Raw genomic sequence first — 20792 nt, 5'->3', positions numbered from 1 at the left:
GTAACTAGCCAGGACCTTGTTTCGTGTGAGAGTACGAACATTTTTTGATCAACCAACCAAAATGTTCACTTTTTACTTATGGGATTTTGATGTATAATGAGTGAGATCATGAAACAAGCGAGGGATGACAGATGAAAGTGGCGATTGCTGCTGATCACGGTGGATACAAGCTGAAAGAGGAAATCAAGACTCTGCTCTCCTCCATGAACATCCAGACGGAAGACTTCGGTTGCTCTTGCGAGGATTCGGTAGATTATCCTGATTACGCCTTGCCGGTAGCAGAAAAAGTGGCAGCAGGCGAGTTCGACCGGGGAATTTTGGTGTGCGGTACGGGCATCGGCATGTCGATTGCAGCCAACAAAGTGCCTGGCATTCGCTGTGCGCTGGTGCACGACACGTTTTCTGCACGTGCGACCCGTGAGCATAACAACACCAATGTTTTGGCTATGGGTGAGCGGGTAATTGGCCCTGGTCTGGCGTTGGATATCGTGAAAATTTGGCTGGAGACAGAGTTCCAGGGCGGCCGTCATGAGCGCCGTGTGGAAAAGATCGCACAAATCGAAGCGAAACACGCGGGAGTGAAGTAAGTGGAACTGGCCGCTATCGAACAACAGGCTCGTCAATTGGTTGAGGAGGTTGCCGGGTTGGCCGAGCTTAGAGCCGGACAAATTTTGGTGATCGGGTGCAGTACCAGTGAAGTGCTGGGCAAGCACATCGGCAAAGCTGGCAGTCGGGATGCTGCGGCTGCTATTTATCGCGGCATTCGCAGTGTGCAGGAGCAGCGCGGCTTTGCTGTCGCCTTTCAATGCTGTGAACATCTGAACCGCGCACTGGTTGTGGAGCGCGAGGTTATGGAGCGATATGGACTGGAAGAGGTTTCGGTCGTTCCCGTTCCTACCGCTGGCGGTTCCATGGCGGCACATGCTTTTGCGCAGCTTGCCGATGCTGTAGTCGTGGAAAATATTCGCGCACATGCAGGTATCGATATCGGCGATACGTTCATTGGCATGCACCTGAAACAGGTAGCTGTGCCTGTACGCCCTTCTCAACGGACTGTGGGAGAGGCGCATGTCACGGCAGCGCGGACACGTCCCAAGCTGATTGGCGGTGCTCGCGCGGTCTACGAAGTGGCGCCTCAAAATGAAAGCTGTACCTAAAAAGAATGTGGGACAAGCCCATTTTCAAGGAGGAGAACATACATCATGCTAGATTTTTTGCGTAAACAGGACCCGCAAGTATTGGAAGGCATTCAACTGGAATTGGGAAGACAGCGTGACAAAATTGAGCTGATCGCATCCGAGAACTTTGTTAGCCGCGCCGTAATGGAAGCGATGGGTACTGTTCTGACCAACAAATACGCAGAAGGCTATCCAGGACGCCGCTACTATGGCGGTTGCGAATACGTGGACATCGTGGAAAACATTGCGCGCGATCGCGTAAAAGAAATCTTCGGTGCCGAGCATGCAAACGTACAGCCGCACTCCGGCGCACAAGCAAACATGGCCGTGTACTTCACCATCTTGCAGCCGGGCGACACCGTACTTGGCATGAACCTCTCCCATGGCGGACACTTGACGCACGGAAGCCCTGTTAACTTCTCCGGTACACTGTACAACTTCGTAGAATACGGCGTGGATCAAGAATCCCACCTGATCAATTATGAAGACGTTCGCGCCAAAGCTTTGGAGCACAAGCCTAAGCTGATCGTAGCGGGAGCAAGTGCTTATCCGCGCACAATCGACTTCGCCAAATTCCGTGAAATCGCGGATGAAGTCGGCGCTTATTTCATGGTAGACATGGCGCACATCGCTGGTCTGGTTGCGGCTGGCCTGCATCCAAACCCGGTTCCATACGCTCATTTCGTTACTTCTACCACTCACAAAACATTGCGCGGTCCTCGCGGCGGTCTGATTTTGTGCAAAGAAGAATTTGCAAAAGCGATCGACAAGTCTGTGTTCCCTGGCGTACAAGGCGGACCGTTGATGCACGTGATTGCGGCAAAAGCGGTTTCCTTCGGCGAAGCGCTGCAACCGGACTTCAAAGATTACGCAGTCCGCATCGTGAGCAATGCGCGCGCATTTGCTGAAGCGCTGCAAGCAGAAGGTCTGACACTCGTTTCTGGCGGAACCGACAACCACCTCGTGCTGATTGACGTGAGCAAGATCGGCCTGACTGGTAAAGTAGCCGAGCACCTGCTGGACGAAGTAAGCATCACCACTAACAAAAACACCATCCCTTACGATACACAAAGCCCATTCGTCACAAGCGGTATCCGCATGGGTACACCAGCGGTAACAAGCCGTGGCTTCGACGAAGAAGCAATGAAAGAAGTAGCAGCGATCATTGCCCTGACTTTGAAAAACCCGGAAGACGCTGCCAAACACGAAGAAGCTCGCCAACGCGTAGCAGCGCTGTGCCAACGCTTCCCGATGTATGAAGGTTTGACGATTTAAGGTTTTGATAAAATGGCTTCAATCAAACAGACCCTGTGATTGCTCGCGCGGGTCTGTTTTTCTTTTACATCCTAAACGATTTTTTCCTGACAACAGCCATAGCTGGTCACCAGGCAAAAGAAAAAAGTACGAAGATTAGGCAAATTGACGGCGACCCGCTCCTTCGCTATGATGGAAAAGATGCATTGATAGGGAAACGGAGGAACGTACATGAGCCGTGTATATGTGTTTGACCACCCGCTGATTCAGCATAAAGTGACGTTTATTCGTGACAAGAATACAGGAACCAAGGAATTTCGCGAACTGGTAGATGAAGTAGCGACCCTGATGGGCTACGAAATCACACGCGACATGCCGCTGGAAGAAACCACGATCGAGACCCCGGTAGCTACCTGTCAGTCTAATGTGATTGCCGGTAAAAAAGTAGGTCTGGTTCCGATCCTGCGTGCAGGACTCGGCATGGTGGACGGGCTGTTGAAGCTGATTCCGGCCGCAAAAGTAGGCCATGTGGGGCTGTACCGTGATCCGGAAACCCTGCAACCGGTAGAGTATTACGTAAAGCTGCCTTCCGATGTAGCGGAGCGCGAACTGATCGTCATCGACCCGATGCTGGCGACTGGCGGTTCTGCCGTGGCAGCCATCCAGGCTTTGAAAAAACGCGGAGCGAGAAACCTCAAGCTGATGTGCCTGATTGCTGCTCCAGAAGGCATCAAAATGGTGCAGGACGAGCATCCTGACGTAGATATTTACGTAGCTGCTATTGACGAATATTTAAATGACCATGGATACATTGTGCCTGGCTTGGGCGATGCGGGTGACCGCTTGTACGGCACAAAGTAGGCGGAGAGGGAATCCAAGATGAAAACAGTAAAAGTAATGACGGTTTTCGGCACGCGCCCGGAAGCGATCAAGATGGCACCTCTCGTACATGAATTGAAAAAGTACGAAGGGCAAATCGAGTCGATCGTATGCGTGACCGCACAGCATCGCCAAATGCTCGACCAGGTGTTGGGTATTTTCGATATTTCGCCGGACATTGACTTGAACATCATGAAAGACCGTCAAACATTGGTAGACGTGACGACACGCGCCTTGCAAAGTCTCGATGCCGCGATCAAGGATGTAAAACCGGATATTGTGCTCGTGCACGGCGATACGACGACCACATTCGTGGCGAGTCTGGCTGCTTTTTACAACCAGGTAGCGATCGGCCATGTGGAAGCCGGCCTGCGCACGTGGGACAAATACTCGCCGTTCCCGGAGGAGATGAACCGCCAGCTGACAGGCGTGATGGCCGATCTGCACTTCTCTCCAACCGAAGGATCGGCTGACAACCTCAGACGGGAAGCCAAACCGGAAGAGAGCATTTACGTCACAGGCAACACAGCGATCGACGCATTGAAAACGACGGTGCGTGAAGATTATACGCATCCGGTTCTCGAACAGGTGGGCGACCACAAGCTGGTACTGATGACGGCTCATCGCCGCGAAAACCTGGGTGAGCCAATGCGCCGAATTTTCCGCGCTGTCAGAAGACTGGTGGACGAGCATCCCGAGATTTTCGTCGTGTATCCAGTCCATCTCAACCCGGCTGTTCAAGAGGTGGCCCAGGAGATTTTGGGAGATCACGAGCGCATTACATTGACCGAACCGCTCGATGCACTCGACTTCCATAACTTTGCCCGCCGCGCTCATCTGATTCTGACCGATTCTGGCGGTGTTCAGGAAGAAGCGCCGTCTCTTGGCGTGCCTGTGCTCGTGCTCCGGGACACAACCGAGCGTCCGGAAGGAATCGAAGCTGGCACTCTCAAGCTGGCGGGAACAGACGAAGAACAAGTATACGCGATGGCAAACGAGCTTTTGACCAATCAGGCAGCCTACGATGCGATGGCTCATGCTGCGAATCCGTACGGAGACGGAGAAGCATCCCGCCGGATTGTAGAAGCGATCCTGTATCATTTCGGAATCCGTTCCGATCGCCCGGAACCGTTCCAACCGGGGCAATAAGCATCTGGATAGTGCGCTTGAACAAAAGCGGCATACAGCTAGAATCGACCCGTCCGGTATGGATTGTAAATCCGGGCGGGTTTTCGTGCTTTTGGCAGACTGACGATTTGGTATGTTTTGCTAAGAGAGAATCTGCAAAATTGGCGAAACTATCCACTACTTGGGAGCGTCTAACGATTAGTTACCGACTTACATAGCGAACAGACAGAGTTTGGAAAATGGAGAGGAGTTACTAACATGAGAGCGCAAAGGATGGTGACGCTGCTCACGGCCACGACTATGGCCTGGGGAGCTTTTGTTCCGTTTGTGCCGCTTGCGACCAATGTCGCGCACGCCCGGGCGGAAACCAGTGCATTGAATATCATGTGGCAAACCCCGATTGGTGAGGGAACCACTTTGCTTAAATATACGAAATCGTTCGCCAACCAGCTCGTGACCATCATGGTGACGAAAGTGGATTTGAACAATCCGTATGTTGAGGTCAAGCCCGTATACGGAACGGCTGGCAAACTGACAGACAGACAAACCGTGACGCAGATGGCCAGGGAGACAGGGGCAGTCGCTGCGATCAACGCTGACTTTTTCGACATGTCCAAGCGGGGAGCGCCGTTTGGCATCGTTCAGAAAGACGAGCAGCTGATTTCCTCGATGGGACTGATTTCGTACTGGTACAGCCTCGGAATCACGGGCGACAAGATGGCCATCATCGACAAGTTCGGATTCGGGGGAAAAGTCACCGCGCCGAACGGGGCTGTCTATTCGATCCAGGGCGTCAATAAAGAAGTGTACAATCCGAGCGACGGCCGTAAAAGCCACCAAAATCAGTTGAACGTCTACACGCCTTCTTTTGGCAAAACGAGCCTCGGTGCGATCTCAGGCTACAAAGATGTCGTCGAGATTTTGTTCGTCGACAACGTCGCCAAGGAAGTGCGCATCAATCAGCCGGGAGTATACATACCTTACAACGGATACGTGCTGTGGGGACACGGAGAGGCAGCCGCTTTCCTCAAGCAAAATTTCCCGGTGGGCGCCACAGCTGCGGTTGAATACCAAACCACACCGCAAACCCTCGATTTGAAGCAAGCCGTGGGCGGAAACGTGCTGCTGGTCAATCAAGGCAAAGCACTGACCTCCTTTCAGGCGGACAAGTCTATTGTCGCGGCCAATGCCCGCACGGCAGTAGGGGTTTCCCAGGATGGCAAAACTTTGTACATGGTGACGATTGATGCGGCCAGCAAGGTTAGTTTGGACGAGCTGGCAAAAATCATGGCGGAGCTTGGCTCCTACCGTGCCGTGAATTTTGACGGCGGCGGCTCCACGACACTCGCAGCCCGCATGCTCGGGGAGACACACGCCAATCTGTCCAACAAGCCAAGTGGCGGTTCCGAGCGTCGGGTGCCGACAGGGCTTGCTGTTTACAACACCGCTCCGCCAGGAGAATTGCGAGGATTCCAAATTGATGTGCCGTCCGATATTCTGATCGGGCAAACGGTAGCGCTCACTGCTTCCAAAGGATACGACACGCATTACCAGCCTTACGCGATCAATCCGGCAAACGTCACCTGGGATATCCCGCAATCGGACGCCGGAACAGTGGACGGCCAGCGCTTTACTCCAGCCCGCTCTGGAAAAATTACGCTGACGGGCCGACTGGGCAACGTCACGCAAAACAAAGATGTTCAGGTCGTTGCAGGCAGTGAAGTTCAGCAAATCGTTGTTTCCTCAAGCCCAGTTTCAATTGCGCCTGGACAAGCCTTGACGCTTGATGTCAAAATCAAGACGAAAAAAGGCGCGACGATTCAGGCGACTCCGCTTAGCGTGAAAGCAAGCGTAGACTCCGCTGTCGCTACTGTCAACGACAAGCTGCAACTGATTGCCGGCAATGAGCCGGGCAATGGAAACTTGACGATTACTTACGACGGCGTATCGACGACCGTTCCGTTTGCTGTCGGTCAATTCGAACAGCCTTGGCTGACGTTTGACAATCAGGTAGGAATGTACCATGCGGCCAATCCGAGCAGCATCAGCTCCGCCGGATCGTTTTCGCTCGTATCAGATCAAGTATTCCGCACGAAAAAAGCGGCGAAGCTCGTCTATAACTTCTCGGGTGCGCCAGCGGGCAACATGCGCATCTCCTACGGCATACTGGGTGCCCAGCCTGTGGCGATTCCAGGCAAACCGCTCGGTCTCGGCCTGTGGGTGAACGGGGACAACAGCAGACACTGGCTGCGCGCAGAAGTGCTGGACGCCAACGGCAAGACGGTCTACGTCGATCTGGCAAAAGAAATCGACTGGTCCGGCTGGAAGCAAGTGAAGGGGTACTTCCCGAGCAATGTCGCCTATCCATTGCAGCTGCGAAGCATCTATGTAGTCGATCAGGCAAACGACGGCATTACACAAGACAAGGGAACCCTTTACTTCGACGAGTTCTCCCTGCTGTTGCCGAACCAGACAGGCAAACCAGGCAATGCGACGGTTGTGCCTGAACTGCCAGGCAGCATGTCTTTGGGAGCGGAACTGGATCTCGGTTACTCGTTTGAGAAAACAACACCGTTTTTGGACACGGCACTGGTGGAGGTTGACTCCATCGTCGGCCAACAGCTTCCGGGATATGTACCTGCCGACTATTCGTTCACGATCAAGCCTGGCGAGCGCAAAGCAGGCGCAGAAGACGCGATTTCGACATCTTCGATCAAGCTGACCCTTGTGCCGAAGAAATGGATTGCCGGAAAAGGCGTCGGATTGCTGTACGTCAATGAAGCCAACCAAACGCTCGACCCGCTGCTGGGCACAAGAAACGCTCAGGGACAATGGGTTTACGAAGTGAACAGCTACGGCAAATACGTTCCGTACTATTCGGACGACGTCGGAACTCTCAGTCCATCATTCACGGATATCGCCAACCACCCTGCCAAAGCGGAAATCATGTACATGGCGGAAAACGGGTACGTGAAAGGCTTGACGGACACGACATTCGGGCCGGAAGCTTCGCTCACCAGGGCACAGTTCGTCACTTTGCTGGCGCGCACGTTCAACTGGGAGCTGCCAGCTTCGCCTAAGCTCAGCTTCAAGGACAAGGTGCCTGACTATGCGCAAGGGGCTGTGCAGGTTGCCGTTTCCAAAGGGCTGGTGAAAGGCTACGAGGACAAAACGTTCCGTCCCGACAAACCTGTGACAAGGGCTGAGGCTGCCGTCATTCTGGATCGTTTGGTGAACAAAAAAGGAGCGGCCAAAACCGTTTCCGACAAAGGAACGTGGCCATCCTGGGCATCCGGTTCGATCACCAACATGGTCGGATTGGGCCTGATTGATCCGATCAGCGGAAAATACCAACCGAACAAGTCTACGACTCGCGCAGTGTGCGTGGTAGCGCTCTATCGGATTTTGCACCAAACCAAATAAGTAGAGGCAAGTAAAAATGCGAAGACCAGTCTTCTCCCGCTGTTGGAGAGACTGGTCTTTTTCGTTTGCCCATGCGTGGGAAAAAGTCATTGCCGAAATAAGTTAACTGTTTTATTATTTTGGTTAACAAATATATGTTAACTAAGGATGTGATCTGGTTGTTACATATGTATGACTATGCCGAACTGGCAGAAAAGAACAGGCGATTTTTATGGCATCCTTTTACCCAAATGAAGGACTACAACGCCCAGGAGCCAGTGATTATCGCCAGGGGCGAAGGGGTCAAGCTGATCGACGTGAACGGCAAGGCGTACTATGACGGATTTTCGTCTGTATGGCTGAACGTGCACGGCCACAATGTCCCGGAACTGAATCAGGCGATTACGGAACAACTGGAGCAGATCGCGCATTCGACGCTCTTGGGGATGGCGAATGTGCCGTCCATTTTGCTGGCTGAGCAATTGATTCGTATAGCACCGCCGGGGCTGAGCAAAGTGTTTTATTCGGACAATGGTGCGACAGCGGTGGAAATCTCGCTGAAAATGGCGTTCCAGTATTGGCAGAACCGAGGGCGGACGGGGAAGCACGGATTTATTACGATGAACAACGCTTACCACGGGGATACGATTGGAGCTACCAGTGTGGGCGCGATCCCGCTGTACCATCAGGTTTACAAGCCGCTGCTCTTCTCGCCGCACATCGTTCCGTACCCATATCCGTACCGTGATGGGGGCGAGGAAGCGTCTGTGGAAGCGACCTTGCGCCAGTTGGAGAGCTTGTTACAGCAGAAGGCAGATGAGATTGCAGCGATGATCGTCGAGCCTGTCGTACAGGGAGCCAGCGGGATGATTGTCATGCCTGACGGTTGTTTGAAGCAAATTGCCGAGCTGCTGCGGGCGCATGACGTACTGCTGATTGCAGACGAGGTGGCGACAGGCTTCGGCAGGACGGGAAAAATGTTCGCCTGTGAGCATGACGGTGTGGTCCCGGATATTATGGCGGTTGCCAAAGGTTTGACAGGGGGCTACTTGCCTGTCGCCGCCACTTTGGTTACGGAAGAGATTTACGCTGCATTTTACGCGGACTACGAGGAACAAAAGACGTTTTTCCACGGCCATTCCTTCACAGGAAATCCGCTAGGCTGTGCGGTTGCCTTGGTGAATTTGCGGTTGATGGAGGAACGCAGACTGGTCGATCAAGTGGTGGAAAAAGCGGCGGGACTTGAGGAGCTTTTGCAGCCGCTAAAAGGAGAGCCGCATGTCGGTGATATCCGGCAAAAAGGGCTGATGGCAGGGATTGAGCTAGTCAGAGACAAGCAAACAAAGGAGCCGTACCACTGGAATGAACGGATCGGCGTGCGCGTCTGTCAGCGAGCCAGAGAAAAAGGGCTGTTGACCCGACCGCTGGGCAATGTGATCGTCTTCATCCCCCCGCTCGCTTCCACAATGGCCGAGATTGCGGACATGGTGCGAATTTTGGCCGAATCGATTCGCGAGGTCACGATTGAGCAAAAGGAGCAGGCGGTACGATGAGCAAGGAGTTTGCAGGACTGTTCATTGCCGGGACGGACACGGAGGTGGGCAAAACGGTCGTGACGGCGGGGATTGCAGCGGCATTGCGCGAGGCAGGCTGCGATGTCGGGGTATGGAAGCCCGTCCAGTCCGGGGCGCTTGCGCACGAGAAAATGAGCGATGCGTTTCGCTTGCGGGCATGGAGCGGTGTGGCAGACAGGTGCGAGGAGATTGCGCCGCTTGCCTTTTCGGCGCCCTTGACGCCGTGGCTGGCTGCGCAGGCAGAGGGCAAGACGCTCACGATGGAGGAAATAACGGCGCATGGTTACCCGTTGCTGGCGAAACACGACTGGCTGCTGGTCGAGGGGGCAGGGGGCCTGGCAGTTCCGTTGACCGAGACAGACATGATGGTCGATCTCGCGGTGCGCTTGAAACTGCCGCTTTTGCTGGTTGCCCGGGCAGGTCTGGGAACGATCAACCACACGCTTTTATCGGTCTGGTACGCTCGTTCGCGCGGGCTTGTGGTGGCAGGAGTGATTTTGAATGAGGGGGCTTCTGCTGCCGATCAAAGCGTTGCTACCAACGCCAAAATGATCGAGTGCTACGGAAACGTTCCGGTTTGGGGTGCGCTGCCCCACGTGCCTGACGAGCTGACAAGCGAGCAGGTAGTTGCGTTGGTGAAGCAGCGTGTCCACGTGGAATGGATTGCGAGATTGCTAAAACAGCAAATATGCAAAGGAGAGGTTCGATAGATGAGCAGAACCGTTGTCGCCAATTGGAACGAGTATGCAGGAAAGGCTGTGCAAAAGGAAGCACTGACGCTGCAAGAAGCGCTTTGCGTGCTGCGAGCGCCTGACGATGAGCTGTTGCCGTTGTTGCACGCCGCTTTTCAGGTCAGGAAGCATTTTTTCGGGAAAAAGGTCAAGCTGAACATGATCTTAAACGCCAAAAGCGGCCTGTGCCCGGAAGATTGCGGCTACTGTTCGCAATCGATCGTCTCTACCGCGCCTGTAGCCAAGTACACCATGCTCGACAAAGAGACGTTACTGGCAGGCGCAAAAGAAGCGATGAACCGCAAGGCTGGTACATACTGCATTGTCGCTTCCGGGCGAGGGCCGACGGAAAAGGAGCTGGGCCAGGTCATTGAAGCGGTGCAAGAAATTCGCGACACCATGCCGCTGAAAATATGCGCTTGTCTGGGCATCCTCAGCGACGAGCAAGCCAAGCGGCTGAAGGAAGCGGGGGTGCACCGATACAACCACAATTTGAACACAAGCCGGAATCATTACGCGGCGATCACCACCACGCATACGTACGAGCAGCGCGTGGGAACGGTCGATACGGTGAAAAAAGCGGGAATGTCGCCATGCTCCGGCGTCATCATCGGCATGGGGGAGAGCGACGAAGAAATCGCGGAGATGGCTTTTGCCTTGCGGAGCCTGGATGCGGATTCGATTCCGGTCAACTTTTTGAACGCGATCCCGGGAACGCCCTTGGAGCATCAAGGACGCACGCAGGCGCAAAAGGCATTGAAAGTATTGGCGCTGTTCCGCTTTGTCTGCCCGGACAAAGAAATTCGCGTGGCTGGCGGGCGCGAGGTGAATTTGCGCAGCTTGCAGCCGTTGTCGCTCTACGCCGCCAACTCGCTGTTTGTGGGCGATTATTTGACGACACCGGGGCAGGAAATCACCAGCGATCATCAGATGATTGAAGACCTCGGGTTTGAAATCGAGCTATGCGCGCTGTAAGCGAAGAGGTGCGGCAAATGAGGCAAAGGTACGAATGGCTGGAGACGGAATGGAGCAAGATGCGGGAGCAGTCGCTTTGCCGAGAGTGGCAGACGGTAGAGTCTTTGGCGGAGCATGGAGGAACGTGGATTGTCGTTGGCGGAAAAAAGATGCTGAACATGTCCTCCAACAACTATTTGGGGCTTGCTCACGATCCGCAAATCATGGCTGCGGGTGAAAAGGCAGCGCGGCAATGGGGCGCAGGAGGAACTGCGTCCCGCCTCGTCCTCGGCAATTACCCGTTGTACGACGAGTTGGAGCAGCGGCTGGCCCAGTGGAAGCAGCGTGAGGAAGCGCTCGTTTTCGCGAACGGCTATCAGGCGAATACGGGGGTGCTTGCTGCGTTGGCTGGTCGGGGCGACGTAGTATTCAGCGATCGGCTGAACCACGCCAGCATTGTGGACGGAATCGTCCTGAGCCGTGCCGAGCACGTCCGGTATCGGCATAACGATTGGGAGCATCTGGCGTTTCTAATGGAAAAACATCAGGGAACGAAACGGAAGTGGATTGTGACGGACAGCGTATTTTCCATGGATGGCGACAAGGCACCATTGCTGGAGTTGATCAAGCTGCGAGAACGGTACGGTGCTTTTCTCATGGTCGATGAAGCGCATGCGGGCGGGGTACGGGGCGAGCGGGGACAAGGTCTGTGCCACGAACTCGGGATCGCGTCGCAGGTGGATGTATTGATGGGAACGTTCAGCAAAGCTTTTGGCGTATACGGCGCTTATGTTTGTGCCGATCAGGTCGTCATTCGCCATCTGCGTTCGAAAGCGCGCTCGCTCATCTATTCCACAGCGCTGCCTCCTGGTGTCGTCGGGTCGACGATTGCCGCCCTGACGCAGATTGAGGCGGACGAGTGGCGGCGACAAGCGTTGCAGCACAACGCGCAGCTTTTTCGGCGGTTGCTTGCGGAAAAAGGCTTTGCCGTAACTTCAGACGACACGCAGATTGTTCCGATCACGCTGGGAGAAAACGAGCGGGCGCTGCAATTCAGCCAGAAGCTGTGGGAACGGGGAGTTGCAGCTGTCGCGATTCGCCCGCCGACCGTCCCGGATGGAACAGCGCGCATCCGCTTTACGGTAATGGCTACACATCAGCCAGAAGAGCTGGTCTGGGCGGTCGAGCAATTGACTGCTGTCCGGGATGAATGCGCAGGAGGGATGTGAAGTGGCGCCAGTCATTGTTTGGCTGACAGGCTGGGGAATGGCGGATTCATGCTGGGACAAAGTTCGCGAGCGATTGCCCGATGTACGTCATGTGGTCCCTGACTATTCGCAAGTTTCACGGCCGGACGAATTTTACGAAGTGGTTGCGCAATCCATTCAAAGCTTGAGTGGAAAAGAACTGCTTGTCGTTGGCTGGTCGCTGGGCGGAATGCTGGCCCTTAGGCTGGCAGCTGAAAAGCGCGTAGCCGGACTGGTGCTGATTGGGACGACATTGCGGTTTGTCCGCGACCCGGCGGAACGAGAGCACGGCATTGGCGCAGCAATGCTTCAGCGGATGAAGCGGCAGCTGGCAAAAGACCGCGAGCGGATCATGGCCCAATTCGTAGAGCAGATGTTCACAGGGCAAGAACGCGGGCAAAACTGCGTCGATGTGGGGATGGCAGAGGGCCGCTGGAGCCAGCAGGCGCTGTCCGCAGGGCTGGATTACCTGGCGAGCGAGGACTGCCGGTTTGCCCCTGATCGCTTGTCTTGTCCGGCGGTGGTCATTCATGGCGAAGGCGACGTCATCTGTCCGCTCGGCGCGGGAAAAGAGCTTGCGGGCAAGCTGGCGGCAGCCGATTTTTTGCAACTGAAAGACTGCGGGCATGCCCCACACCTGGTTCATCCTGAGCAAGTCAGCGAAGCGATCATGAGGATGGTGAAGCGCATTGCACACAGAACAGATCAAGCGTCGATTCAGCAGCAAGGCGACATCTTATGAACAGTATGCGATTGTGCAAAAAGAGATGGCGCAGCGTCTCGGCGCAATCGTGTCCGCGACGTTGGCGGATAAAAGTGTCGAGAGCATACTGGAAATCGGCTGCGGCACAGGCGGACTGACGCGTCTGATCAGGGGGCAGTACCCGAAAGCCGCATACGAAGCGATTGACATCGCGCCCGGAATGATTGCGCAGGCGAGGTCGAACCTTGAGCAGCACGGATTGGCAGTGAGCTTTCGCCAGGCTGATACGGAAGAATGGGTCTGGACACAGCCAGAGGCAACCAGGGATCTGATCGTGTCGGGAGCGTGCTTTCAATGGCTGCTTCGCCCTGAGCCGACGATCCGCCGTCTGTGCAAGCTGCTCAAGCCGGGTTCGCCGCTTTTGTTTTCGACGTTTGGCCCCAACACCTTCTGCGAATTGCACGACTCCTTTGCCCGCGCCCATGCCAGTCTGGGAGAGCAAGGAGTTCGGCACGGACTATCGTATTTGACGACAGAGCAGTGGCTTGCCTTGCTGGATTCGGCGGGAATGGAATCGTTGCAGGCGACTGTACACAAGGTGGTTTTGACTTACCCGGGTGTGCTGGATTTTTTACGTGCCGTAAAAGCGGTAGGAGCAAGCGCCAGCGAAGACAAAACGGCGGGCTTGGGCAGAAAAAGGCTGCTGTTTGCCATGGCTGACTATTATCAGCGGACGTACGGAGATGAGAAGGGAGTGCGTGTAACCTACGAGATGCTTTTTGTCAGCGGCTTTCGCAGCCAATAACGTTTTCTTTTGAGAGAATGGGCAGCTTTTTCTTCATGAAAGCGATTTCGCAGCAGGAATCTGCATGAAGAAATGGAATTTTAAGAAGGTTGGCTATCCTGTTCATTCAAGGAGTGTATGGAAGATGAGTCAAAAGGAAATCGTTATCGCAAGCGCAGTGCGCACAGCTATAGGCAGTTTTCAAGGATCGCTCGCGGGAATCTCCGCAACGAAACTGGGCGGCATCGTCCTGGAAGCGGCTTTGGAGCGCGCTGGCGTGTCCAAAGACTCGGTTGATGAAGTGATTATGGGCAATGTACTTTCCGCAGGACTGGGCCAGAATCCTGCCCGTCAGGCTGCCATTCAAGCAGGATTGGCGCACGAGGTGCCGTCCTTGACGATTAACAAAGTATGCGGCTCCGGATTGAAAGCCGTTCATTTGGCTGTACAGGCGATTTTGAGCGGAGATGCCGAAGTCGTGCTGGCGGGTGGCATGGAAAACATGAGCCAGGCTCCGTACTTGCTGGATGGAGCGCGCTCGGGATATCGCATGGGCGATCAAAAGGCGGTCGACTCGATGATCCGCGATGGTCTTTGGTGTGCATTCAACGACTACCACATGGGAATCACAGCCGAAAATCTGTGCGCCAAATACGAGATCGGACGGGAAGAGCAGGACGAGTTTGCGGCATGGAGCCAGGAAAAAGCGCAGAAAGCTTTGGAAAGCGGCCGTTTTCAGGAGGAGATCGTGCCTGTTCCGATTCCGCAGCGCAAAGGCGACCCTGTGCTGTTTGCTGTCGACGAATTTCCGCGCGCTGGCGTAACCGCCGAGATGCTCTCCAAGCTGAAGCCAGCCTTTAAAAAGGATGGCACTGTGACCGCAGGAAACGCTTCGGGCATCAACGATGGCGCGGCTGCGCTTTTAATCATGACCAAGGAAAAGGCGGAGGAGCTGGGCGTAAAACCGCTCGCGCGCATCGTCGCCAATGCCAGTGCGGGCGTCGATCCGAGCATCATGGGCTACGGTCCGGTGCCAGCGACCAAGCGAGTTTTGGAAAAAGCGGGCATGTCTTTGTCCGACATCGATTTGATCGAAGCGAACGAGGCATTCGCCGTTCAATCGCTGTCTGTCGGCAAAGCGCTCGGCTTCGATCGGGAAAAGCTGAACGTTAACGGCGGAGCGATTGCTCTGGGTCATCCAATTGGCGCAAGCGGGGCGAGAATATTAGTTACGCTTGTTCACGAATTGCAAAAGCGCGAAGGGGTAAAATATGGTCTAGCAACCTTGTGCATTGGCGGCGGACAAGGGGTTTCGACAATTGTTGAAAAAATGTAGATTTTCAATTGTGAACGCTTTGTGTACAGAACAAGACGAACGTTGACAAAGGGAATAATTCTTCGTTAATATGGATGAGGGCAAAGGGGCACTTGACACCAGCCCTCTCCTTATGTATGAAAGGAGAATGTTGTTCCGTGTCGAAAATTGATAATCCTTGGCGAGCCATCACGTTGGTCACTTTAATTGGTGTCGATATGGCCGTTTGCGTGGTTGCGGGAGTCTTTCTGGGAAAATACTTGGATGGCCTTTTCGCTACCAATCCGTTGTTTTTGATGGTTGGACTGCTCGCGGGATTAGGAATAGGCGTGTACAGCGTCTACCGCATCATTCGCGGTTACCTCTAGGGAGATGGGACATGCAAACGTTTTCTTCGGCAATGCGATCCACGTTTCGCTATGCCTTTTTCTGTATGGCAATCGCCGCGATACTCTGGGCGCTGTTGCCATCATCGCGTTTCTTTTTGCAAAGCCTCCTGCTCGGGATGGCTGGCAGTCTAGTGAATGGCACGGTCCTCTTCAGCAAAACATGGCGAATTGGCCAGATGGCTGTCGATCCGGGCGTGCGTCCGAAAGGGACAGGTATGCTGCAACGCTTGGTCGTGGCAGGTTTTGCTGTCTTTTTGACTATGCGTTTTCCTCACTTGTTTGGGCTTGCCGGAGTGTTGATCGGCTTGTTCCTTTTCCAGGTTCTCAGTTTCCTTTTTGTGTATCGCTCCTTTAAATAGATAGCAGAATACTTTTTTTCATGTACGTAAGTAACATACTCGCGCGGAAGAAAGGGGTGAAATACATGCATTATTCTCTGCGATTTGAATGGTTGGGCATGGTATTTGACATCTCCACTGTTCTCATGATTTTGGTAACCTCTCTGGTGGTGCTTTTGCTCTGTATCGGGATGACCCGCAACTTGACCTCCGCTACACCAAGCGGCGCGCAAAACGTGATGGAATGGATTGTGGATTTCGTTACTGGCATTACAAAAAGCTATATCTCACCGAAAAAAGCTGCGGGTTTTGTCTCGCTGGCGCTGACTTTGTTCCTCTACATTTTCCTTGGAAACCAACTGGGTCTCGTATTTAACGTAAATACAGCACACCACAACGGTCCTGACCATCAAGTAAGCGAAAAGGTTAAAGACCTGTTGACGGCTTCCACGACTCCTGAGGCAAAACAACAAAAGATGGCCAAGCTTGAGGAAGAGCTTAACTCAAACGATCCGCATTCTCACGGTGTTGTCATCGGCTGGTGGAAATCTCCAACCGCGACACCGAGCGTAACTTTCGCTCTCGCGTTCATCGTTTTGCTGTACGCTCACTACCTGGGCATTAAGAAGAGTTTCGGTGGATGGTTGAAACATACATTCCTGAATCCGATTCACATTCTGGAGGAGTTCATCATCAAACCATTGACGCTTCCTCTGCGTCTATTCGGTAACATCTTTGCGGGTGAGGTTTTGATCGCCTTCCTGTTGGGTGTAGGGATCTTCGGAAGTATTCCGTTGTTCCTGTGGCTGGGCTACTCGGTGTTTGTCGGCTCTGTACAGGCATTCATTTTCACTACGCTGGCGATGGTTTACCTGTCTCAGCAGGTGAATGAAGATCACTAATCAGCATTTCCCCGATTTTATACTCGCTTTTACAAACTAAGGAGGTTTTTAAACAATGGAAGGTTTGGCTCTTGCAATTGGTATCGTATTTGGTCTCGCTGCTCTTGGCGCAGCAATCGGTAACTCCCTGGTAATCTCCCGTACAATTGAAGGCGTAGCTCGTCAACCAGAAGCACGTGGTAACCTGATGGGTCTCATGTTCCTGGGTCTCGGTCTGGTAGAGGCGGTTCCGATCATCGCTGTAGCGATCGGTTTCATTCTCTTCGGTCGTATGTAGTCAGCGAGCAATTGGTAACAATAGGCGGGCGCTTGATACCCGCCTCTATTTTTGATCGAGTGGAAGTCTATGAAGCTGCCATTCGACGCAAGCAAGAAAACTTCGTCATAGTACGAAGCCAGAGTGTCTGAAACAAACGGTATATACCGTGATGATACATCTTTCTTTTCGCAGGAAGGAGTGAAACGAATGCTCGACTTTGGAGCGGTGTCCCTGGAGTGGGGAACGCTTTTAACCCAAGCAATTGTGTTCTTGTTGTTGCTGCTCTTGGTTCGTAAATTGGCTATGGGCCCGATCGTTGGGATCATGGAGAAACGTCGTCAGCATATCGAAACCCAAATTTCATCTGCTGAGCGCAACCGCGCAGAAGCGGAAAAACTCTTGGCTGAACAACGTCGCGTACTGGATGAAGCTCGCGCTGAATCCAAAGCAATCATCGACCGCGCTAGCAAGCAAGCGTCTGATGAAGCGGCGAAAATCGTGGCAGAAGCTCAAGCTGCATCCGAGCGTATGAAAGCGGACGCAAGCGCTGAACTGGCACGTGAAGTAGAAAAAGCAAAATCCGAGCTGCGTGAACAAATGACCAGCCTCTCCGTACTCTTGGCTTCCAAGATTATCGAGAAAGAACTGGACGAAGCAGCTCAAAAGTCCACTGTTGACAAATTCCTGGCTCAAGTAGGAGATCGCCTATGAGTAGCGCAGTAGGAAAGCGTTATGCTCGCGCTCTGTTTGAGGTAGCGAGCGAGCGTGGCAAGATCGATCAGGTGGAAGCTGACCTTGGTGCGATCGTGCAGGCTGTGGAAGGCAACGAAGATCTGCAAAAGATCATGCAGCACCCGCACATCGCTGCAGATGCAAAGGGCAAACTGGTTGATGAGCTTTTCAAAAGCCATGTAGGGGAAGAGAGCTTCAACTTCCTGAACGTCCTGATTGAAAACGGACGGGAAGTTCAACTGTCTGACATCTACAGCTCCTTTGTGCAACTGGCAAATGAAGCGCGTGGCTACGCAGATGCTGTCGTCACGAGCGCAAAGCCGCTTTCTGATGAAGAACAGGCAGAGTTGGCTGAGAAGTTCGGTCAAACTTTGAATAAAAAGCTGCGGTTGACAGCGGTCGTAGACCCTGCAATCCTCGGCGGCATCGTTATCAAAATTGGCGACCGTCTGTACGATGGCAGCCTGAAAACAAAGTTGGAAACCTTTGCGCAAAAAGCGTAAAGCTCGGTCTTAACGAAGTTGGATGAATGGGGTGAATTAAGTGAGTGCAATCAGACCAGAAGAAATTAGCTCCCTCATCAAAGAGCGGATCGCTAATTTTAAATCTGAAATCGAAGTTGTAGACGTAGGCACAGTCATCCAGGTTGGTGACGGTATTGCTCGCGTTCACGGTTTGGAAAAGGCCATGCAAGGGGAGCTTCTTGAGTTCCAAAATGGCGTAATGGGTATGGTACTCAACTTGGAAGAAGATAACGTGGGTGTCGTTATTATGGGACCTTTCCGCGACATTAAGGAAGGCGATACTGTAAAACGTACCGGCCGCGTTATGGAAGTTCCAGTAGGGGAAGCGCTGCTCGGCCGCGTAGTAAACCCACTGGGCCAACCACTCGATGGTCAAGGACCTATCGCAAATGACGGCTACCGCCCGATCGAGAGCCCGGCTCCTGGCGTAATGGCGCGTAAATCCGTACACGAACCGCTCCAAACAGGTATCAAAGCGATTGACGCGATGATCCCGGTTGGTCGCGGACAGCGTGAGTTGATCATTGGTGACCGCCAAACTGGTAAAACAGCAGTGGCGCTCGACACCATCATCAACCAAAAAGGCAAAGACATGATTTGTATCTACGTGGCGATCGGTCAGAAGCAATCGACCGTTGCGAACATCGTAGAAACCCTGCGTAAAGCAGGCGCTCTGGATTACACCATCATCGTTTCCGCTACAGCTTCCGACCCAGCGCCAATGCTGTACCTGGCTCCTTATGCTGGTGTTACTATGGCTGAGTACTTCATGTACAAAGGCGGACACGTTCTGTGCGTATACGATGACCTGTCCAAACAGGCTGCTGCATACCGCGAAATGTCCCTGTTGCTCCGTCGTCCTCCAGGCCGCGAAGCATATCCTGGTGACGTATTCTACTTGCACTCCCGCTTGCTGGAGCGCGCTGCGAAACTGTCTGATGAACTGGGCGCAGGTTCCATTACTGCTCTGCCGTTCATCGAAACCCAAGCGGGTGACATTTCCGCATACATTCCTACTAACGTGATCTCCATCACGGATGGTCAGATCTTCCTGGAGACAGACTTGTTCAACGCAGGTCAACGTCCAGCGGTTAACACCGGTCTTTCCGTATCTCGTGTAGGTGGTTCCGCGCAAATCAAGGCGATGAAAAAGGTAGCAGGTCCGCTCAAGCTTGAGTTGGCTCAATACCGTGAGCTTGCAGCGTTTGCTCAGTTCGGTTCCGACCTGGACAAAGCTACCCAAGCTCGTCTGACCCGCGGTGAGCGCTTGATGGAAATCATGAAACAAGGCCAGTTCGATCCAATGCCTGTTGAGAAGCAAGTTGCTTCTATCTACAGCGCTACACGCGGCTACCTGGATGACATTCCAGTAGCAGATGTACGCCGCTTTGAGAAAGAGCTGCTGTCTTTCCTGGATTCCAACAAACCACAACTGTTGGAGCACATCCGCACTACGAAAGACCTTCCAGATGAAAAAGAACTGAACGCAGCGATCGAAGAGTTCAAAAAAGGCTTTTCGGTAACTCGCTAATCGTTAACCTGATAGACATCAGATGCATGCCGGGCAAGAAAGCCCGGGCATGCGTTCTCAAGGTGGTGAAAACGAGTGGCAAAAGGAATACGTGAGATTCGACGCAGTATTAAAAGTACCAAAAATACGCGCCAAATCACGAAAGCGATGAAAATGGTGGCGGCAGCGAAACTCCGCCGCAACCAGGAGAAGGCTGAGGCAGCACGTCCTTACGCTGACAAAATCCAGGAAGTGATTGCAAGCATTGCGAGCGGAACAACTGGTTCCAAACATCCGATGCTGCAAAATCGTCCGGTGAAAAAGACTGGTTACATTGTCATCACTTCCGACCGTGGACTTGCTGGCGGATACAACGCCAACATGCTTCGCAAAGTGGTTACCACCATCAGCGAAAAGCACAAATCCAAGGATGAGTACGGTATTTTTGTGATCGGTCGCAAAGGTCGTGACTTCTTCAGCAAACGGAACTATCCGCTTCTGGAAGAGGTAACAGGTCTGCCAGCCAGCCCAGCCTTTGCTGATATCAAGAAAATTGCCGGTGCGGCAGTCCAGATGTTCGCGAACGAACAAATTGACGAACTGTACCTGTGCTACAACAAGTTCCAAAGTGCAATTTCGCAAATACCTACCGTAAAACAATTGCTGCCACTGGAAGCTCCCGAGAGCAACACGGTGCGCACAATCAATTACGAGTATGAGCCGTCCTCGGAAGAAGTTCTGGCCGATCTGTTGCCTAAATACGCGGAAACACTGGTGTACAGTGCGCTTCTCGAAGCGAAGGCTTCCGAAGAAGGTTCCCGTATGACAGCGATGGGCAACGCGACAGACAACGCAACGGATATGATTAACCGTTACACGTTGATCTACAACCGTGCCCGTCAGGCAGCCATTACTCAAGAGATTTCCGAGATCGTTGCAGGTGCAAACGCACAGGCTTAGTGGCAGCGAATAGCTCCCAATTTAGCTTT

Annotated in this window: 21 protein-coding genes; all 21 read left to right on the top strand. The window is 53.4% G+C overall.

Features of this window, described 5'->3' with window-relative positions; genetic code table 11:
- The first annotated feature begins 131 nt into the window (after positions 1 to 131).
- The 21 genes from rpiB (at position 132) to atpG (ending at position 20763) form a co-directional block, all read left to right on the top strand.
- Positions 132 to 587 carry a ribose 5-phosphate isomerase B gene (gene rpiB, locus DEP07_RS16050; RefSeq protein ID WP_063228980.1) on the top strand — a complete coding sequence of 152 codons (456 nt, stop codon included), beginning with the start codon at positions 132 to 134 and terminating at the stop codon, positions 585 to 587.
- A complete protein-coding gene (locus tag DEP07_RS16045) occupies positions 588 to 1157 on the top strand; it encodes a TIGR01440 family protein (RefSeq protein WP_122962584.1) in 570 nt (189 codons plus the stop codon).
- A gap of 45 nt (positions 1158 to 1202) precedes the next feature.
- Entirely contained in the window at positions 1203 to 2453 is a 1251-nt protein-coding gene (gene glyA / locus DEP07_RS16040; protein WP_287102712.1) for a serine hydroxymethyltransferase, read from the top strand.
- A gap of 210 nt (positions 2454 to 2663) precedes the next feature.
- Positions 2664 to 3293 carry a uracil phosphoribosyltransferase gene (gene upp, locus DEP07_RS16035; protein ID WP_122962586.1) on the top strand — a complete coding sequence of 210 codons (630 nt, stop codon included), beginning with the start codon at positions 2664 to 2666 and terminating at the stop codon, positions 3291 to 3293.
- A gap of 18 nt (positions 3294 to 3311) precedes the next feature.
- Entirely contained in the window at positions 3312 to 4460 is a 1149-nt protein-coding gene (wecB, locus tag DEP07_RS16030) for a non-hydrolyzing UDP-N-acetylglucosamine 2-epimerase (protein ID WP_173596364.1), read from the top strand.
- A 237-nt stretch (positions 4461 to 4697) separates the two neighbouring features.
- Positions 4698 to 7862, top strand: a complete 3165-nt coding sequence (locus DEP07_RS16025) for a phosphodiester glycosidase family protein (RefSeq protein ID WP_287102711.1) — start codon at positions 4698 to 4700, stop codon at positions 7860 to 7862.
- A gap of 134 nt (positions 7863 to 7996) precedes the next feature.
- Entirely contained in the window at positions 7997 to 9394 is a 1398-nt protein-coding gene (bioA, locus tag DEP07_RS16020; protein WP_287102710.1) for an adenosylmethionine--8-amino-7-oxononanoate transaminase, read from the top strand.
- Complete coding sequence (gene bioD / locus DEP07_RS16015) at positions 9391 to 10125, top strand: dethiobiotin synthase (RefSeq protein ID WP_281868903.1); 735 nt, start codon at positions 9391 to 9393, stop codon at positions 10123 to 10125. Before bioA ends, bioD begins: the two co-directional genes overlap by 4 nt.
- On the top strand, positions 10126 to 11121 hold the full coding sequence (gene bioB / locus DEP07_RS16010; RefSeq protein WP_242773942.1) for a biotin synthase BioB: 996 nt from the start codon (positions 10126 to 10128) through the stop codon (positions 11119 to 11121).
- 17 nt (positions 11122 to 11138) lie between these two features.
- Entirely contained in the window at positions 11139 to 12329 is a 1191-nt protein-coding gene (gene bioF, locus DEP07_RS16005) for an 8-amino-7-oxononanoate synthase (protein WP_242773945.1), read from the top strand.
- Position 12330: 1 nt separating this feature from the next.
- Positions 12331 to 13089 (top strand): alpha/beta fold hydrolase, encoded by a 759-nt coding sequence (locus DEP07_RS16000; protein ID WP_287102709.1) that lies wholly within the window; start codon positions 12331 to 12333, stop codon positions 13087 to 13089.
- On the top strand, positions 13037 to 13855 hold the full coding sequence (bioC, locus tag DEP07_RS15995) for a malonyl-ACP O-methyltransferase BioC (RefSeq protein WP_217022119.1): 819 nt from the start codon (positions 13037 to 13039) through the stop codon (positions 13853 to 13855). The genes DEP07_RS16000 and bioC overlap by 53 nt, the downstream gene beginning before the upstream one ends.
- Before the next feature lie 124 nt (positions 13856 to 13979).
- A complete protein-coding gene (locus tag DEP07_RS15990; protein ID WP_063228992.1) occupies positions 13980 to 15170 on the top strand; it encodes an acetyl-CoA C-acetyltransferase in 1191 nt (396 codons plus the stop codon).
- A gap of 137 nt (positions 15171 to 15307) precedes the next feature.
- Positions 15308 to 15517, top strand: a complete 210-nt coding sequence (locus DEP07_RS15985; protein WP_005827760.1) for an AtpZ/AtpI family protein — start codon at positions 15308 to 15310, stop codon at positions 15515 to 15517.
- Between the two features lie 11 nt (positions 15518 to 15528).
- Complete coding sequence (locus tag DEP07_RS15980) at positions 15529 to 15897, top strand: ATP synthase subunit I (protein ID WP_063228993.1); 369 nt, start codon at positions 15529 to 15531, stop codon at positions 15895 to 15897.
- A gap of 65 nt (positions 15898 to 15962) precedes the next feature.
- Positions 15963 to 16778 carry a F0F1 ATP synthase subunit A gene (atpB, locus tag DEP07_RS15975; RefSeq protein WP_063228994.1) on the top strand — a complete coding sequence of 272 codons (816 nt, stop codon included), beginning with the start codon at positions 15963 to 15965 and terminating at the stop codon, positions 16776 to 16778.
- 55 nt (positions 16779 to 16833) lie between these two features.
- Complete coding sequence (gene atpE, locus DEP07_RS15970; protein WP_005831752.1) at positions 16834 to 17055, top strand: F0F1 ATP synthase subunit C; 222 nt, start codon at positions 16834 to 16836, stop codon at positions 17053 to 17055.
- 189 nt (positions 17056 to 17244) lie between these two features.
- Positions 17245 to 17748 (top strand): F0F1 ATP synthase subunit B, encoded by a 504-nt coding sequence (gene atpF / locus DEP07_RS15965; RefSeq protein ID WP_122962594.1) that lies wholly within the window; start codon positions 17245 to 17247, stop codon positions 17746 to 17748.
- Complete coding sequence (locus tag DEP07_RS15960) at positions 17745 to 18272, top strand: F0F1 ATP synthase subunit delta (RefSeq protein WP_122962595.1); 528 nt, start codon at positions 17745 to 17747, stop codon at positions 18270 to 18272. The genes atpF and DEP07_RS15960 overlap by 4 nt, the downstream gene beginning before the upstream one ends.
- Before the next feature lie 40 nt (positions 18273 to 18312).
- The gene (gene atpA / locus DEP07_RS15955; protein ID WP_063228998.1) at positions 18313 to 19824 is read left to right on the top strand and encodes a F0F1 ATP synthase subunit alpha; all 1512 of its coding nucleotides are present in this window, start codon (positions 18313 to 18315) and stop codon (positions 19822 to 19824) included.
- A gap of 75 nt (positions 19825 to 19899) precedes the next feature.
- Positions 19900 to 20763 carry an ATP synthase F1 subunit gamma gene (gene atpG / locus DEP07_RS15950; protein ID WP_063228999.1) on the top strand — a complete coding sequence of 288 codons (864 nt, stop codon included), beginning with the start codon at positions 19900 to 19902 and terminating at the stop codon, positions 20761 to 20763.
- The last annotated feature ends 29 nt before the right edge of the window (positions 20764 to 20792 follow it).

Origin of the sequence: Brevibacillus sp. (assembly GCF_003521185.1) — a bacterium.
In the GTDB taxonomy this organism is placed as follows: Bacteria; Bacillota; Bacilli; order Brevibacillales; family Brevibacillaceae; genus Brevibacillus; species Brevibacillus parabrevis.
This window is presented reverse-complemented; position numbering and strand designations above follow the sequence as displayed.